The organism is Rhizobium sp. GN54 (genome assembly GCF_021026345.1).
Lineage (GTDB): Bacteria > Pseudomonadota > Alphaproteobacteria > Rhizobiales > Rhizobiaceae > Mycoplana.
On the sequence record NZ_JAJNCZ010000003.1, the window covers coordinates 392931 to 408370 of the forward strand.

Annotated in this window: 11 protein-coding genes and 1 riboswitch; of the genes, 2 read left to right on the top strand and 9 right to left on the bottom strand. The window is 68.3% G+C overall.

Features of this window, described 5'->3' with window-relative positions; genetic code table 11:
• Positions 1-41: 41 nt before the first annotated feature.
• The 9 genes from LQK81_RS11035 to LQK81_RS11075 all read right to left on the bottom strand — a co-directional run bounded on the left by LQK81_RS11035 (position 42) and on the right by LQK81_RS11075 (position 13411).
• Complete coding sequence (locus tag LQK81_RS11035) at positions 42-1037, bottom strand: TRAP transporter substrate-binding protein (protein WP_230806270.1); 996 nt, start codon at positions 1035-1037, stop codon at positions 42-44.
• A gap of 11 nt (positions 1038-1048) precedes the next feature.
• Positions 1049-2794 (bottom strand): TRAP transporter large permease subunit, encoded by a 1746-nt coding sequence (locus LQK81_RS11040; RefSeq protein ID WP_330166547.1) that lies wholly within the window; start codon positions 2792-2794, stop codon positions 1049-1051.
• 20 nt (positions 2795-2814) lie between these two features.
• Positions 2815-3615, bottom strand: a complete 801-nt coding sequence (gene thiD / locus LQK81_RS11045; protein ID WP_230806272.1) for a bifunctional hydroxymethylpyrimidine kinase/phosphomethylpyrimidine kinase — start codon at positions 3613-3615, stop codon at positions 2815-2817.
• Positions 3612-4274, bottom strand: a complete 663-nt coding sequence (thiE, locus tag LQK81_RS11050) for a thiamine phosphate synthase (protein ID WP_230806274.1) — start codon at positions 4272-4274, stop codon at positions 3612-3614. The genes thiD and thiE overlap by 4 nt, the downstream gene beginning before the upstream one ends.
• Complete coding sequence (locus LQK81_RS11055) at positions 4261-4998, bottom strand: hydroxyethylthiazole kinase (protein WP_230806276.1); 738 nt, start codon at positions 4996-4998, stop codon at positions 4261-4263. The genes thiE and LQK81_RS11055 overlap by 14 nt, the downstream gene beginning before the upstream one ends.
• Positions 4999-5003: 5 nt before the next feature.
• Positions 5004-5948, bottom strand: coding sequence for an ABC transporter substrate-binding protein (locus tag LQK81_RS11060; RefSeq protein ID WP_230806278.1), 945 nt, complete (start codon positions 5946-5948; stop codon positions 5004-5006).
• On the bottom strand, positions 5945-6730 hold the full coding sequence (locus LQK81_RS11065) for an ABC transporter permease (RefSeq protein ID WP_230806279.1): 786 nt from the start codon (positions 6728-6730) through the stop codon (positions 5945-5947). Before LQK81_RS11065 ends, LQK81_RS11060 begins: the two co-directional genes overlap by 4 nt.
• A gap of 142 nt (positions 6731-6872) precedes the next feature.
• Positions 6873-6976, bottom strand: a riboswitch (TPP riboswitch).
• A gap of 28 nt (positions 6977-7004) precedes the next feature.
• Positions 7005-8423 carry an MFS transporter gene (locus LQK81_RS11070; RefSeq protein WP_230806281.1) on the bottom strand — a complete coding sequence of 473 codons (1419 nt, stop codon included), beginning with the start codon at positions 8421-8423 and terminating at the stop codon, positions 7005-7007.
• A 197-nt stretch (positions 8424-8620) separates the two neighbouring features.
• Positions 8621-13411 carry an NAD-glutamate dehydrogenase gene (locus LQK81_RS11075; RefSeq protein ID WP_230806283.1) on the bottom strand — a complete coding sequence of 1597 codons (4791 nt, stop codon included), beginning with the start codon at positions 13409-13411 and terminating at the stop codon, positions 8621-8623.
• A gap of 324 nt (positions 13412-13735) precedes the next feature.
• On the opposite strand from LQK81_RS11075, the gene pdxY reads away from it, so the two are divergent.
• The gene (pdxY, locus tag LQK81_RS11080; protein WP_230806285.1) at positions 13736-14614 is read left to right on the top strand and encodes a pyridoxal kinase PdxY; all 879 of its coding nucleotides are present in this window, start codon (positions 13736-13738) and stop codon (positions 14612-14614) included.
• Between the two features lie 143 nt (positions 14615-14757).
• Complete coding sequence (locus LQK81_RS11085; protein WP_230806287.1) at positions 14758-15399, top strand: carbonic anhydrase; 642 nt, start codon at positions 14758-14760, stop codon at positions 15397-15399.
• Positions 15400-15440: the final 41 nt, after the last annotated feature.

Here is a 15440-nt window from a genome sequence, read left to right on the forward strand (position 1 = left end):
TATTGGCTGCGCAGGGCGCATCGCCGCCACGCCAAAATGGCCTACGCCCTTTGCACCGCCTCAATCCTGTCCCAGCCGCCGACGACGTCCGCAAGGTCCCGCCACACGGTCTCGGCGCCGCGCTCCCACGCCTCCCGCGCATCGACCTCGACGACCACGCCGCCGCCCGCGACCGCCTGCCGGACGGACGCCGCCTCGTCCTCGACGATCAGCCGGTTGAAAGCGTCGGCCCCCAGCGCCGAAGCCTCCCGCAGGACTTCCCTCTCGGTTTCCGGAAGCCCGTTCCAGAAGCCGGCGGCGAAATAGACCACGCCGGAGGCGCGGATATGGGCGGTCTCGGACAGGTACGGCACGACCTCGTAGAGCCTGAAGCCGGCATAGGCGGACTTCGTCAGGTCCATCGCATCGGCCACGCCGGTCGACAGCGCGTTGTAGGTCTCGGTGATGGGGATGCCGACGGGAATGGCGCCGTAGGCGTTCCACAGCCTCGTGTGAAGCGGGCTCTGGATCACGCGCATCTTCATCCCCTGCATCTGCGCCGGATCGGTGACCGGTTCCTTGGTCAGGAGGTGCCGGGCGCCGTAGTCGATGAACCCGCCGACGACGAAGTTCTGCGCCTGCAGCCTGAGCTTCAGGTCCTCACCGACGGGCCCCTCGACGACCCGGCGCACGTGATCCGCATCCCGATAGAGGAACGGCAGGTCGAGGATCTGCGCTTCCGGCACCCAGCCCGCCAGCGACGACAGGGTGGCGAGACTCGCCTGGACCGAGCCCAGCCTGGCCCCCTCCGCCACCTCCTTCTCGCCGCCGAGCGCCCCGTTCGCGACGACATTGAAGCGGAACCGGCCGGGCAGTCGCGCCTCGACCGTCTCGGCGATCTGCCGCCAGATCTTCGTTTCCGGCTTGTCCTCGCCGAGCAGGGAGGCGACGGTGATCGTCGTCGCGCGTGCGTGCGCCGGGCGCACGAGCGCCGGGGCGGCCAGCATCGCGGCAGTTGCGGAAGAGCGGAGGAACAGGCGGCGGGTCAGGCGGGTCATGAAGGCTCCGATCACGACAGAAGCGCATAGGCGCTGAGAAGGAAGAGGGAGAAGAGCAGGGCTGCGAGATAGGGCAGCACGGCGCGGAACAGCGCCGGCGCCGGCACCCCGGTGACACCGCCGACGACATAGACGAGCATGCCGAGCGGCGGCGTCAGACCGTGGATCATCAGGTTGACGACCACGATCACGCCGAACTGGACGGGATCGATGCCTGCCGAGACGGCGGCAGGCAGCAGGATTGGGCCGAGCAGCAGGATCGCCGCGCCGATGTCGAGCACCAGCCCCATCAGGAGCAGCACCGCGTTCGAAAGCAGCAGCACCGCAAGCGCCCCCCCGCCGAAACCCGAGACGATCTGCGCCACCGCGCCGGCGATGTCGTCCATGGCGAGAAGGGCGGCGAACGGGCCGGCCGAGCCGATCAGCAGGCCGATTGCGGCCGCCTCCGCGGCGGCCCGCCGGAAGGAAGACCAGAGCGTTCCGGCCGTCGTTCCTGCGGCCATCCCGAGGGCGAGCGTATAGAAGGCGGCGACCGCCGCAGCCTCCGTCGCGGTGACGATGCCGAGGCGGATGCCGGCAACGACGATCACGCCGAGGCCGAGCGCCGGCAGCGCGGCTGCCGCGGCCGTCCTCCGGTCGTCTCTCGATGCCGGCCGGCCCGAACTGCCTTCGTCCGCGCAGGCGTGGATGGCGACGGCAAGGCAGGCCGCCATCAGCCCACCGGCGAAGACGCCGCCGACGAGCAGCGGACCGACCGGCAGGCTGGTCGCCGCCGCCAGCAGCAGGAAGGCGATCGATGGCGGAATGACGTTGTCCAGCACCGAGGTCGCGGCGATGATCGCACCCGCCTTCGGCGGCGGATAGCCGTTACGGACGAGTTCGGGATAGAAGGTCGACGCGCCGAAGGCAGCGTTGGCGACCGACGAGCCGGAAGCACCCGAGAAAAACACCCCCGAAAGCAGCGTCGTCTGCGCCAGGCCTGCGCGCCGGTGGCCGACCAGCGCCTTGGCCAGCCGGACGAGGCGCCCGGCGGCTCCCGAAACGGTCAGAAGTCCGCCGGCGAGAAGGAAGAAGGGGATCGACAGCAGCAGGAACCGCGACATGCCGGAGACGGCGGAGGAGACGATCGCCGGCTCCGGCAGGCTCGCGCCGAAGGCGATCGCCACATAGGCGGCGGCGAGAAAGGCATGCGGCAGCGGCGCGGCGGCCATGAGGCCGAGCCCAGCGACGAGCGCGAGGAACAGGCTCGGCGGCAGGGTGGTCCCGACCGCCAGATGCGGCACCGCCAGGTAACCGGCCGCCCCGACGCCAAGGGACGACAGCACCGGCGCCAGCCGGCCCTCCGCCATCCGCTGCAGCAAAAGCGCTGCGAGCAGCAGCAGGCCGCCGCCGCCGAGAAAGCCGAACCGCACCCATTCCGGCAGCCCCAGCATCGGCGAGATGCCGCCGAGCAGGCCCATGATCTCGCGGCTGCCGGACACCATCACCAGCGCCGCCACGACGCTGAAGACGTCGCCGCCAAACTGTCGAAAGCGTGCCGGCAGACTGCGCGAGAACAGGTCCATCCGCATCGCCAGCGCGCCGTTCAGGGCCAGCGGCATGCCGAGCGCGATCAGCGCCACATGCAGCCATATGCACAGCTCCTCCACGCCGACCACGCCGGTATGAAAGACGTAGCGCAGGACGACGGAGGCCAGCACGATGGCAAGGAGTGCGGCAAGGATAAGCGCGCACAGAAGGCCGAGCACGGCCTCCATCGATGCGAGCAGCCGCCGGCTCAAGCCGGCCACCAGCGGTGGAAATGGTGCACCGGCCCCCGGCCGCCCCCGACGACGAGGTCGCGCCCGGCCAAGAGCGCCTGCTGCAGGTAGGCCCTGGCCATGGCGGCCGCCGCGAAGAGATCGTGTCCCCTGGCGAGGTTGGCGGTGATCGCCGCTGCCAGCGTGCAGCCCGTGCCGTGGTCGTGCCGCGTCTCGATCCGGGGGGCCGACAGGCGGCGCACCTCGTTGCCGTCGAAATAGAGGTCGGCGCTCTCGGCGCCGTCGCCATGGCCGCCCTTGACGAGGACCGCGCCCGCGCCGGCCTTCATGATCGCCTCGGCCTGGCGGGTCATCGCGGCCCAGTCGGCGGCAACCGGCGTATCCGTCAGCAGCGCCGCTTCCGGCAGGTTCGGCGTCACGATCAGCGACAGCGGCACGAGTTCCCCGACCAGCGCGGCGATCGCCTCCTCACGCAGCAGCCGGTCGCCGGAGGTCGCCACCATCACCGGGTCGAGCACCGGGCGCAGGCCGAACCGCCGCAGGCCGTCCGCGATCGTCGCGATCGTTTCGCTCCGCGAGACCATGCCGATCTTCACGGCGCCCACGGAGAGGTCGGTCAGCACCGCCTCCATCTGCGCCGCCACCATCGGCGGCGAAATATCCTCCACCGCCGCGACCCCCTTCGTGTTCTGCGCGGTGACCGCGGTCAGCACGCTCGCGCCATAGACGCCGAGCGCCGAGAACGTCTTGATGTCCGCCTGGATGCCGGCGCCGCCGCCGCTGTCGGACCCGGCGATGGTGAGCGCGATGGCGGTCATGCGGCCCTCCCTTCGAGTGCCGCGTCGACGGCTGCCCGGAACGCCGCCGTCGCCCGGGCCATGTCGCGGCTGCGGAAGATCGCGGAGATCGCGGCCACGCCATCGGCGCCGGCAGCGATGACGGAGGGGATGCGGGAAAGATCGATGCCGGCGATGGCGCCCACCGGCAGGGCCGGATTGAGGGCGCGCACCTGCTCGCGCAACAGCCTCAGCCCGTCGATCCCGACCGGCGGGTCCGGGTTCGTCTTCGACAGCGTCTCGAACACGCCGCCGATGCAGGCATAGTCGACCGGCGCCCGGCCGGCGCGGTCCGCATCGGTCGCGTTCTTTACCGTCAGCCCGATGATCGCCCGCGGCCCCAGGAGCCGGCGCGCCGTCTGCGCATCCATGTCGTCGGCTCCGAGATGCACGCCGTCGGCGCCGGCCGCCAGCGCCACGTCGACACGGTCGTTGACGACGAACGGCACGCCGGTGTCCTTGAGCGCCTCGCCGATCGCCTTTGCCTGCCCGATCATCGCTGCGGTCGAAGCGGTCTTGTCGCGATACTGGATCAGCGTCGCGCCGTTGCGGGCCGCAGCCTGAGCGAGCGCGGCAAGCGGGCCGAGGTCGGCAAGCCCCGCATCCACCAGCGCGTTCAGCCGATAGTCAATCCTGGTCATGTTGGATCCTTGCATGGGTGAGAAGCTCCCGTTCGCCGACCGTGGACAGCGCATCGAGAAAGGCGGCGCCGAAACTGCCGGGGCCGCGGGAGAGGGGGGCGGCGAGTTCGGCTGCGACGCCGGTGACCGCAAGGGCGCTCGCCGCGGCGAGAACGGCGTCCGGCTCCACCGCCAGGAACGCGGCGATGACGCCGCCGGTCAGGCATCCGGTCCCCGTCACCTCGGCCATCCAGTGGTGGCCGTTTTCGACGCGGATCGCTTCGCCGCCGCTGCCGATCCGGTCGACCGCACCGGTCTGGATGCGCAGGCCCGGCCCGTCGTCGCCGATCAGCGCCATCTCGGCGGCATTGCCGCGCACGATCGTCGGCCCGAGCACGATGAGCTCCTGCGCGAAGGCCAGGCGGGAGGGCGAATAGTCGCAATGGACGGGATCGAGGATCCACGGCTTTCCGGCCGCCTTGACGACCTCGACGGCGCGCAGGATCACCCGCCGGCGCTCCGCATCGAGCGTGCCGAGATTGACCGTCAGCGCATCCGCCCGTGCGGCGAAGTCCGCGATTTCCTCCATCGACGAGGTCATCGACGGGATGCCGCCGACGACGGTGATGCCGTCGGCCGTGAACTTCTGCACCACCGTGTTCATCAGGCAGTGGACCCGCGGCCTTCGCTCCCGCACGCGGGCAAGGACAAGGGCCGCTGCCTGTGGCGTCGGATAGCTGTCCATCGCGCTCACCGAAGCTCGACCGCGACGGCATCGACCGCCGGCGCCGCCGCAATCAGGCCGCTCTCCTGCATGAAGGCGCCGAACCGCGCGTAGCGCCCGCGGTCGAGTGCCGCCGGCCGCTTGGCGAAGCGCGGCAACGTGTCGGTGAAGGCCTGCCGGTTCAGCGCGTCGTCGAGATCCGGATAGGCCTTGATGAAGATCTGCCAGGCTTCGTCCGGATGGTTGGTGATGAACACGGCCGCCGTTTCCACGGCGGCGAGAAAGCGCGGCAGGCGATCGTCGGCGACGAGATCCTTGTGGGTCACGAAGACCAGCTCGTCATAGACCGGCACGCCGTGCTCCTCGGGGAAGAAAGAGCGGCCCTCGTGGCCCTCCAGCCGCATCTGCGTCAGTTCGAAGTTGCGAAACCCGCCAAGCGTGGCATCCACCTTGCCGCCGATCAGCGAGGGCGACAGCGAGAAGTTGACGTTGACGAGCTCGACGTCGCTCTTGGAAAGGCCCTCCGAGGCAAGCATGCGCCCGAGCATCGCATCCTCGAAGCCGGAGACGGAGAAGCCGATCTTCTTGCCCTTGAGGTCCTTCAGGCTCCGGATCGGGCCGTCCGCCAGCACGGTGACCGTGTTCAGCGGCGTCTCCACCAGCGTGCCGAACCGGACGAGCGGCAGGCCGGCGGCATGGTCGAGATAGAGATTGGGCTGGTAGTGCACGCCGATATCGGCCTGCTTGGCCGAGACCAGCCGCGGCACGGCGGAGGGATCGGCCGGCGGCACGAGTTCGACCTCCAGCCCGGCCTCGGCGAAGAGGCCGCGTTCGCGGGCGATCACCATCGGCGCATGGTCGGGATTGACGAACCATTCGAGCAGGACCGTCAGCTTGTCGGCAGCGGATGCGGGGCCGGCAGCAATGCCGGCAAGCGCGAATGTCAGGAGGAAGGAAAGGATGCGGATCATGGTTTGCGACGTCTCCTGCGCAAGGGATGGAAGGACGGGGTTTCGGTTTCGTCGGCCCAGGGTGTGAGGCCGGCGGTGAGGCGGTCGACGGCAAGCCGCAAAAGCACGCTCAGTGCGGCGAGAACCGCCATGGCGGCGAAGACGGTCGCGGTCTGCATGCGGGCGTTCGCCTGCACCATGACGAAGCCGAGGCCGGCGGAGGCCCCCACCCATTCGCCGACCACGGCACCGAGCGGTGCCAGCGGAGCGGCCACCCTGAGGCCGGAGATGAGACCCGGCAGCGCCAGCGGCACCCGCACGGCAACAAGCGCCTGCCAGTGCGTCGCAGGCGTCAGCGACACGGCGTCGAGCACGGTGCGGTCGGTCCGTCGCAGCCCGTCGGCAAAGGCGGAGGCGACCGGGAAGAAGATGATGATCGTCGTCATCGCCACCTTCGAGGCCATGCCGAAGCCGAGCCAGAGAACGAGGATCGGCGCCAGCACGAAGACGGGAAACGCCTGCAGGATCAGCACCATCGGCCAGACGAGTTGGCCGAGGCGCGGCAGCGCCGCAATACCGAAGGCCGTGGCCGTGCCGAAGACGGTGCCCGTCAGGAGGCCGGCCAGGATCTCCGTCATCGTCACCAGGCTGTGGCCGGCAAAGAAGCCGGGACGCTCCGCAAAGGCTGAAGCGACGGCCGCAGGTGAAGGCAGGAGATAGGGTGGGGGAGCGAAAAGCCAGACGGACGCCTGCCAGAGAGCGGCAAGGGTGACCGTGGCCAGCCCCGCGTGAAGGGCGCGCATGGTCCTGTCAGGCGGCCGCGGCGCGTCCGTCTCGTGTCAGGTGCCGTGGCCTGTCGGTGGCCGGATGGTCAGCAAGCGTCATGGTCGATCTCCCGAACGATTTCACGGAGATCCAGGTAAAGCGGAGAAGAGAAAGAGGCACCTTGCGGGCGTTTTCCGTTCCTACGCCGGTATGACCCGGATCAGGTTCAAGGGTCCGGCTCACCGCCATCTCAGCACCGTTACGATGCCCCCCTCGGAATGGGTGGGAAACTGACGAAAATATCGGCCGCTGTCAATGTCCGAATGGTACGGGCGCGACCGCGGCAGGTGTCGCCGGCCTGTCGGCCGGATAGGGCGTCCGCAGCAGAAGGACGAGGCCGATGACGAGGAACACCACCAGCGCCCCCATGCCGAGTGCCGCCGAGCCGGTGAGGCTCGTGACGATGCCGACAGAGAGGGGGGCTGCAAACGAGGTCGCCCGGCCGGTCAGCGCGTAGAGGCCGAAGTAGCGACCGGCCTCTTCCGGCGCGACGCTTCTGGCGAGGTAGGAGCGGGCGGACGCCTGCACCGGGCCGAAGGCGATGCCGACGAGCAGGCCGTAGACGATATAGGCCTTCTCCGCCGCCGTGCCGAACAGCCCGCCGGAATCCTCGCTCGGCAGCGGCAGCAGGCCGAACAGCGTGTGCTCGGGCGCCGTCGAGACGATCCCGAGCGTGGCGACGATCAGGCAGGCGAGGCTTGCGACCACGACGCTCTTGGAGCCGAGGCGGCTGTCGAGCCGGCTTGCCCAGAAGCAGCCGCCGATCGCCACCACGTTGAGGATGATGCCGTAGATGCCGAGTTCCATCGTCTGCCAGGCGAACATGCCGGCGGCGAAGGTGCCGCCGAGCGCCAAGAGGCCATTCAGCCCATCCTGATAGAACATGCGCGCGATCAGAAACCGCAGGATCCCGCGCCGCTCCTTGAGTTCGGTGAGGGTATCGCCGATCGAGGCAAGCCCGGAGCGGACCGCCTGGCGGAGCGGAAGGCCCCTGCCCCGGTCGGGCGTGAACAGGAACATCGGCAGGATGAACACCAGGTACCAGACGGCCGATAGGGGCCCCGTCACGCGCGCATCCTCCCCCATCGCCGCATCGAGGCCGAAGACCGGCGCGATGCCGAGTGCCGTCAGTCCGGTCGCGGGGTTCGCGGCGATGAAGAGGATCACGGCGATCAGCACCGTCGTGCCGCCGACATAGCCGAGCCCCCAGGCGAGATTGGAGATGCGGCCCGTCTCGTCGGGCGGCACCAGTGTCGGCATCATCGAATCATTGAAGACGATGGAGAATTCGGCCGCGACGGTCGCCAGCACCATCATGGTCAGCGGCAGCAGCAGGCTCGTGCCCGGGACCGCGAACCAGAGCATCCAGACCGAGACGATCTGGACGACCGCGAAGGCCGCGATCCAGGGTTTGCGTCGACCCGAAGCGTCGGCGATCGAACCCAGCACCGGCGACAGCAAGGCAATGACGATGCCGGAAATCGTCAGGGTATAGCTCCACGCGGCCTGTCCCGCTACCGGATCCGCCGCCATGCGCGAGACGAGATAGGGGCCGAAGATGAAGGTGGTGATGACCGTGAAGAACGGCTGTGCCGCCCAGTCGAAGAACATCCATCCCAGGATTCCCGACCGTCCCGCCGGATGCGCCGCCTTGGTATTGCCTGTCGTCATCGTCCCTCCGTCGGAAGTGCCGCCTGCCTTCGAACCTCCGTCCATTCAGGCCGGACCGGTCGCCGCAGGCCGCGCGATCGCGGCGGGCGGCACGGCAGGAAATCCGCGACCATCCGATGGGGGCCGGATGCGGTCGGGCCCCGGCGACTCGAAGCAGGAAGCCGGGCACGACCCTCGTCGCGCCCGGCCGGACTGTGTCACCTCGCCCGTCCGTGCGCAAGGTCGCTGACGACGCCGGCAGCGACGGAGATCTTGGCAAGCGTCGCTTCGCCTGCCTCCGACAGCGCACTCAGCCGGCCGGTGACCATTCCGAGCCTCTCGGCATCGGTCGCCTGCCAGGAGGCGAGCGGGTTCTTGTCGCCCTTGTGCCGGTTGAGGATGGCGACCGTGAGCGCCCGTCTCGCATTGGAAATGTCGGAGAGGTTGCGCGACAGCGCCAGCGATTCGTAGAGGTCCGTGGTCGGCACCCGCCCGGCCGCCCCGAGCAGGGCGCCGATGTTGAGCATGTCGCTGACGCCGGCATAGGTCTGCGCGGTGCGGATCAGGTTTTCGCCGGTCTCGGTCGAGATCAGCATGATCTCGGGGACGAAGCTCATGGCGCGCAGGTCGGTGATTTCCCGGGCCAGGTGCTCGGGTGCGCCCTTGTCCTCGAAATAGAGCGCCTTGCGGCGCAGTTCCTCGCGCGCCGCGTCCGGCAGCAGCGTCGACAGGTGCGGGCGCAGCTGCTTCAGCGCCTGCTTCAGCTTGTGCACCGCCGCGTCCATCGGCGCGTCGATCGCCCCGGTCGTCAGGATGAGCGACGTCGCATTCGAGAACACCCGGCCGAGGCTCTCGTAGACCTCGTTCTGGGCCGAGCCGCTCATCTGGTTGTCGAGCGCATCCGTCGCGGCATAGAGCGGGAACAGCTCATAGCCCTCGAAGGCCAGCATCGCCGCCTTCACCGCCTCTGCGCTGGTATAGCCGGTGCCGTCGGTGAGCTGGCTGACGAAGGCCGGCCCGCCACGATTGATCACGCCGTTTGCAAGGATGGTCGCGATGATCTCGCGGCGCAGCCGGTGCGTCCTGATGTCGTCGGCATGGGTCCGCTGCATCTTCGCCGGGAAATAGCCGATCAGCGTCGGCTCGAAGTAGGGGTCGTCCGGCAGCTCGCTGTGCAGGATCTCCTCGAACAGCACGATCTTCGAATAGGAGAGCAGGACGCCGATCTCGGCCCGCGTCAGCGGCATACCGCCGCGGTAGCGCTCGTCCATCGCCTGCTCGCCCGGCAGCACCTCGACCTGGCGATTGAGCTGGCCCTCCGCCTCCAGCCGGCTCATCAGCCGGGAAAGGCCGGTCCGGTTCGCCTGGCCCTGGCGCTCGCAGAGCGAGATCGCCAGCGGCTGCAGGTAGTTGTTGCGCAGCACGAGCTGGGCGACCTCGTCGGTCATCGACGACAGCAGCTTGTTGCGCTTCTCCCGCGTCAGCCGGCCGTCGCGCATGGCCGTGGCGAGCGCGACCTTGATGTTCACCTCCACGTCGGAGGAATTGACGCCGGCGGAATTGTCGATCGCGTCCGAATTGCAGCGCCCACCCTTCAGCCCATAGGAAATGCGGCCGCGCTGGGTGACGCCGAGATTGGCGCCCTCGCCGATCACCTTGGCCCGCACCTCGTCGGCGGTGACGCGGATCGCGTCGTTGGCACGGTCGCCGACCTCCGCATCCGTCTCGCCGGCCGATCGCACATAGGTGCCGATGCCGCCGAACCAGAGCAGGTCCACCGGCGCCTTCAGGATCGCGGTCATGATCTCGAACGGCGTCGCCTTCTGCTTGTCGATGCCGATCGCCGCCATGGCTTCGGCCGTCAGCGTCACCGACTTCTCGTTGCGCGAGATGATCATCGCGCCCTTGGAAAGTGCTGTGCGGTCGTAGTCCTGCCAGCTCGAGCGCGGCAGGGCGAACATGCGCTTGCGTTCGGCGAACGAAAGTTCGGTATCCGGGTTCGGGTCGATGAAGATGTCGCGATGGTCGAAGGCGGCGATCAGCCGGGTCTTGCGCGACAAGAGCATGCCGTTTCCGAAGACGTCGCCGGACATGTCGCCGACGCCGACCACGGAGAACGGCGTCTTCTGGATGTCGACGTCCATCTCGCGGAAATGCCGCTTCACCGCCTCCCAGGCGCCGCGGGCGGTGATGCCCATCTTCTTGTGGTCGTATCCCGCCGAGCCGCCGGAAGCAAAGGCATCATCGAGCCAGAATCCGGCTTCCTGCGCCAGCGCATTGGCGGTGTCGGAGAAGGTTGCCGTGCCCTTGTCGGCGGCGACGACGAAGTAGGGGTCGTCGCCGTCGAGCCGCACGGTATCGGCCGGCGGCACCACCGCCTGGCCCTCGATGTTGTCCGTCACCGAAAGCAGCGTGCGGATGAAGGTCTTGTAGGCTTCCTTGCCGGCATTGAAGACGGCGTCGCGGCTGCCGCCTGCCGGAAGCTGCTTCGGATAGAAGCCGCCCTTGGCGCCGACCGGCACGATCACCGCGTTCTTCACCTGCTGCGCCTTGACGAGGCCGAGCACCTCGGTGCGGTAGTCCTGGGCGCGGTCCGACCAGCGCAGGCCGCCGCGGGCGACGCGGCCGAAGCGCAGGTGCACCCCCTCGACCTCGGCGCCGTAGACGAAGATCTCGCGGAACGGGCGCGGTTCCGGCAGCCCTTCCAGGGCCTGCGGGTCGAACTTGAAGGCCAACGTGGCAAGCGGCTCGCCGGAAGCGTCGCGCTGGAAGTAGTTGGTCCTCAGCGTCGACTGGATCGCATTGACGTAGCGCCGCAGGATTCGGTCCTCGTCGAGGCTCGGCACGGCCGCGAGCTCCTCTTCGATCCGCACCGCGAATTCCTCGGCGCGCTTGACGCGCTTGCGTTCGGCAAGCCCGGGGTCGAGCCTTGCGGCGAACAGGCGGAACAGGTCCGCCGCGATCGCCGGATACTTGTTCAGCGTATCGGCGATGTAGCCCTGCGAATAGGCGATTCCCGTCTGGCGCAGGTAGCGCGCATAGGCGCGCAGCACCATGATTTCGCGTACGTCCACCCCTGCGGTCATGATCAGCCGGTTGAAGGTGTCGTCGTCCGTCAGCCCGCGCCAGGTCGACAGGAAGGCCTCGGTCAGGACGCCGGAAAGCTTCGAAAGGTCGATGTCCAGCCCGTCGCGGTGGCGGAGCTCCATGTCGTGCAGCACCACCAGGCGGCTCGCGCCGTCGAGACCCGTGACGGTGATGTCGTGGGTCTGTTCGCTGACGACGTTGAAGCCGAGATTCTCCAGGAGCGGCACGCGGCGGGAGAGCGATACGGCATCGCCCGCGTGGAAGATCTTCAGCTCCAGCATCTTCGCATCGGTGTTGCCGGGCTTGCGGTAGAACGCGATCTGGATCGGATCCGCTTCCGTCGCCGTCTCGAAGAAGCGCAGGTCGGCATGGGCCTCGGCCGGGGAGAACGCCTCCTGGTAGGCCTGCGGCGTGACCAGCCTGACGGAATCGGGCCCCGAAAGCGCCTCGAAACGGTCGGTCCAGCGGGTGGCGATGTCGCGGATCGAAAGCTCGAGCTTCTTCTGCGGGACGCGTGGCGTCTTGCCGCCGGACCGGCCGATGATGAAGTGTACACGCGCCAGCCCGCCTTCGGGGAAGGCCGGGTAGTAGGCCGAGACGCGCCCCTCGTAGACGGTCTTCAGGTAGGTGCCGATCTTCTCGCGCACGTCGGAATCATATTGCTCGCGCGGCACGTAGACGATCACCGAGACGAAGCGGTCGAAGTGGTCGATGCGCGCCAGGGCGCGGATCCGCGGCCGGTCCGCAAGCTCGTTGATCTGCTCGCAGAAGGTCGCAAGCACCCCCGTGTCGATCTGGAAGAGGTCGTCGCGCGGATAGGATTCCAGCGTGTTGATCAGCATCTTGCCGGAATGGCTGTGCGGATCGTAGCCGAAGTGATCGACGATCGCCTGAACCTTCGAGCGAAGCAGCGGTATCTCGGAGGCCGCATGCGTATAGGCGGTCGAGGTGAACAGCCCGACGATCCTAAGTTCGCCCACGACCTTGCCGTTCGCGTCGAAGCGCTTGACCCCGACATAGTCCATATAGGCGCGGCGGTGGACGACCGAGCGGACGTTCGCCTTCGTCACGATCAGGAAATCCGGCCCTTCGAGGAAGGCCAGGATCTCCGGCGTCGTCGTCACCGCGTCCTTGCCGAGCCGCAGCACGCGTACGTCGGGATCGGCGAGGATGCCGAGCCCGGGACCGGCGCTGCGCTCCACCGAGGCGCTGTCGCCGTCGCGGCTGTAGGTGTATTCGCGCATGCCGAGGAAGGTGAAGTTGTTGTCGCGCAGCCATTCCAGGAAGGCGACGGCCTCGTCCTTCTCCGCCTGGCGCCGGACCGGGCCGAACTCCGCCATCTCGGAGACGGCCACAGCCAGGGTCTCCATCATCGGCTTCCAGTCGCCGACCGCCATGTGCACCTGCGCCAGCACCCGCCGGATGCGCTCGATCAGGCCCTCGGCCTCGGAGGTCGCGAGTTCGGACAGGTGAATCTCGATATGGCTGACCCGGTGGCGCGGGTCGCTCGCCTCCTCCGGCGAAAACAGTTTCGGCTGGCTGTCCGGCTCGATCACCAGGATCGGATGGATCGCCAGGTGGATGTCGCGATGCGTGCTCGTCACCTCGCCCATCACCGAATCGTAGAGGAACGGCTGGTTGCGGTCGGTGACGGAGAGGATCGAGACCGGCTTGCCCTGGGGCGCGACCGCCTCGACCGTCGCGACGGTGACCCGCGGCTCGCCGCCGTCCCAGGCGCCGACCTCGCGATAGGCATGGGCCGCCGTCGCCGCCAGCATGTCGGCGCTATAGCCTTCCAGGTCGTCGTTGCTCGCGCGTCCGAACAGGATCGAAGGATCGATCGCCTTCTCTCCCAGTTTCGATACGGCGGCTGCGACCGCCTCGATCTGCTTCTCGCGCCTGGTGTTGATGCGTGACGCCATGAATCACTCTCCCCGGGAAATTTTGCCTGGACCCTAGCAGAAGAAAGCCGGTTCGCGACCGTTTTGTAGACGGTTGTCGGATTTCAATCGATTTTGGCAGAAAATCTCCGAAATCCGGGTCGAACCGCCCCGTCACGCGCAATTTTTACGGAATTCCGGAGCAAAAACAGTCGAAAGCGCGGGCGCCGATCGCGCCACGGCGTCCCGCGCGGGCAGGATCGCGCGCAGCAAGGCCTGCCGGCAAGCCAGCGCAACAATGTCTTGCAGAGCACCCGCCCATGGTTCATTGGATCTGTGCGGCAGACGAATGCGGGGAACGATCGGATGAACGAGAGCAAAAAGGGCGCGATCCTGGTCATATCGAGCCATGTCGTGCGCGGCACGGTCGGAAACCGCGCCGCGGTCTTCGCGCTCGAGACCCTCGGCCACCCGGTCTGGGCGCTGCCGACCGTCATCCTCTCCTGGCATCCGGGCCATGGCCGCTCGACGCGGGTGGCGATGGCGCCGTCCGAATTCGACGCGATCGTCGACGATCTTCTGGCGTCACCCTGGCGCGGCGAGATCAGGGGTGTCCTGACCGGCTATGTCGGCGATCCCGCCCAGGCGACGTCGATTGCCCGGCTGGTGCGGAGCCTGAAGGCGGAAAACCCCGACCTCCTCTACCTGTGCGACCCGATCTGCGGCGACGAGGGCGGCCTCTACGTGCCGGTCGCCACGGCCGAGGCGATCCGCGACGAGCTGCTGCCGATCGCGTCGATCGCCACGCCGAACCGCTTCGAGCTTGCCTGGCTCGCGGGAGCGCCGCTCGAAACCAATGCCGCGATCATGGATGCGGCCCTCTCCCTCGGGCCGTCGCGCATGCTGGTGACGTCGGCCTACCCGATGATGTCGGGCAGCATCGGCAATCTCTATCTGTCCGGCCGGACGGCCCTTCTCGCCGAGCACCGGCAGGTGCCCGAACCGCCGCACGGCACCGGCGACCTGATGGCGGCGCTGTTCCTGTCGCGCCTCCTCGAAGGCCATTCCGAGGAGCGGGCGCTGCATCTGGCCACCGCAAGCGTCTTCGAGATCGTGGCGCGCAGCGCCAAGCGCGGCGCCGACGAGCTGACGCTGGAGCAGGACGCCTCAAGCCTGTCGACGCCGATGGCCATGGTGCAGATGCGACGGCTCGTTCATCCCGGCGGCGCGCAGCGCGGTCCGTGACGCGCACCGGTTGCGCAGCCGTGCCGGCCGCCCCGCAGCCGTCGGAACGACCACGGATTCGACGCTTGCGCTCGGGCATCCCGCTCGTTACAGCAGTCGCGGCGCCTACTACTCATTCGTCACCGCACGGGGGTATCGACCACATGCATCGCTTTCCTGACCATCTCCTGACCGGCTACCAGAACTTCATGGAAGGGCGCTTCAGCGAGCAGCAGCAGCGCTACCGCACGCTGGCCGACAGCGGCCAGAAGCCCAGGACGATGGTGATCGCCTGTTGCGACTCCCGCGCCGCGCCGGAAACGATCTTCGACAGCGGTCCGGGCGAGCTCTTCGTCGTGCGCAACGTGGCGAACCTGATGCCGCCCTACGAGCCCGACGGACATTATCATTCAACCTCCGCCGCCCTCGAATTCGCCGTGCAGGCGCTGCGGGTGTCCGACATCGTCGTCATGGGCCACGGCCGCTGCGGCGGCATCAAGGCGGCACTCGACCAGGAGGCCGAACCGCTCTCCCCCGGCGACTTCATCGGTCGCTGGATGCACCTTCTGAAGCCTGCCGCCGCGCAGATCCAGAACAACGACGTCATGACCGCGGGCGAGCGCCAGCGGGCGCTCGAGCGCATCTCGATCCGCAATTCCCTCACCAACCTGCGCACCTTCCCCTGCGTCCAGGTTCTGGAGCAGCGCGGCAAGCTCAACCTTCACGGCGCCTGGTTCGACATCTCCACCGGCGAGCTGTGGATCATGGATGTCAAGACCGGCGATTTCCACCGTCCGGGAATGTAAGCCGGGAACGTGAAAAGGCCCGGCGCAGGACCGGGCCTCTC

Coding starts and splice junctions, on each gene's coding strand:
- LQK81_RS11035 (WP_230806270.1), bottom strand. CDS start 1,037: ATGACCCGCCTGACCCGCCGCCTGTTCCTCCGCTCTTCCGCAACTGCC.
- LQK81_RS11040 (WP_330166547.1), bottom strand. CDS start 2,794: ATGGAGGCCGTGCTCGGCCTTCTGTGCGCGCTTATCCTTGCCGCACTC.
- thiD (WP_230806272.1), bottom strand. CDS start 3,615: ATGACCGCCATCGCGCTCACCATCGCCGGGTCCGACAGCGGCGGCGGC.
- thiE (WP_230806274.1), bottom strand. CDS start 4,274: ATGACCAGGATTGACTATCGGCTGAACGCGCTGGTGGATGCGGGGCTT.
- LQK81_RS11055 (WP_230806276.1), bottom strand. CDS start 4,998: ATGGACAGCTATCCGACGCCACAGGCAGCGGCCCTTGTCCTTGCCCGC.
- LQK81_RS11060 (WP_230806278.1), bottom strand. CDS start 5,948: ATGATCCGCATCCTTTCCTTCCTCCTGACATTCGCGCTTGCCGGCATT.
- LQK81_RS11065 (WP_230806279.1), bottom strand. CDS start 6,730: ATGCGCGCCCTTCACGCGGGGCTGGCCACGGTCACCCTTGCCGCTCTC.
- LQK81_RS11070 (WP_230806281.1), bottom strand. CDS start 8,423: ATGACGACAGGCAATACCAAGGCGGCGCATCCGGCGGGACGGTCGGGA.
- LQK81_RS11075 (WP_230806283.1), bottom strand. CDS start 13,411: ATGGCGTCACGCATCAACACCAGGCGCGAGAAGCAGATCGAGGCGGTC.
- pdxY (WP_230806285.1), top strand. CDS start 13,736: ATGAACGAGAGCAAAAAGGGCGCGATCCTGGTCATATCGAGCCATGTC.
- LQK81_RS11085 (WP_230806287.1), top strand. CDS start 14,758: ATGCATCGCTTTCCTGACCATCTCCTGACCGGCTACCAGAACTTCATG.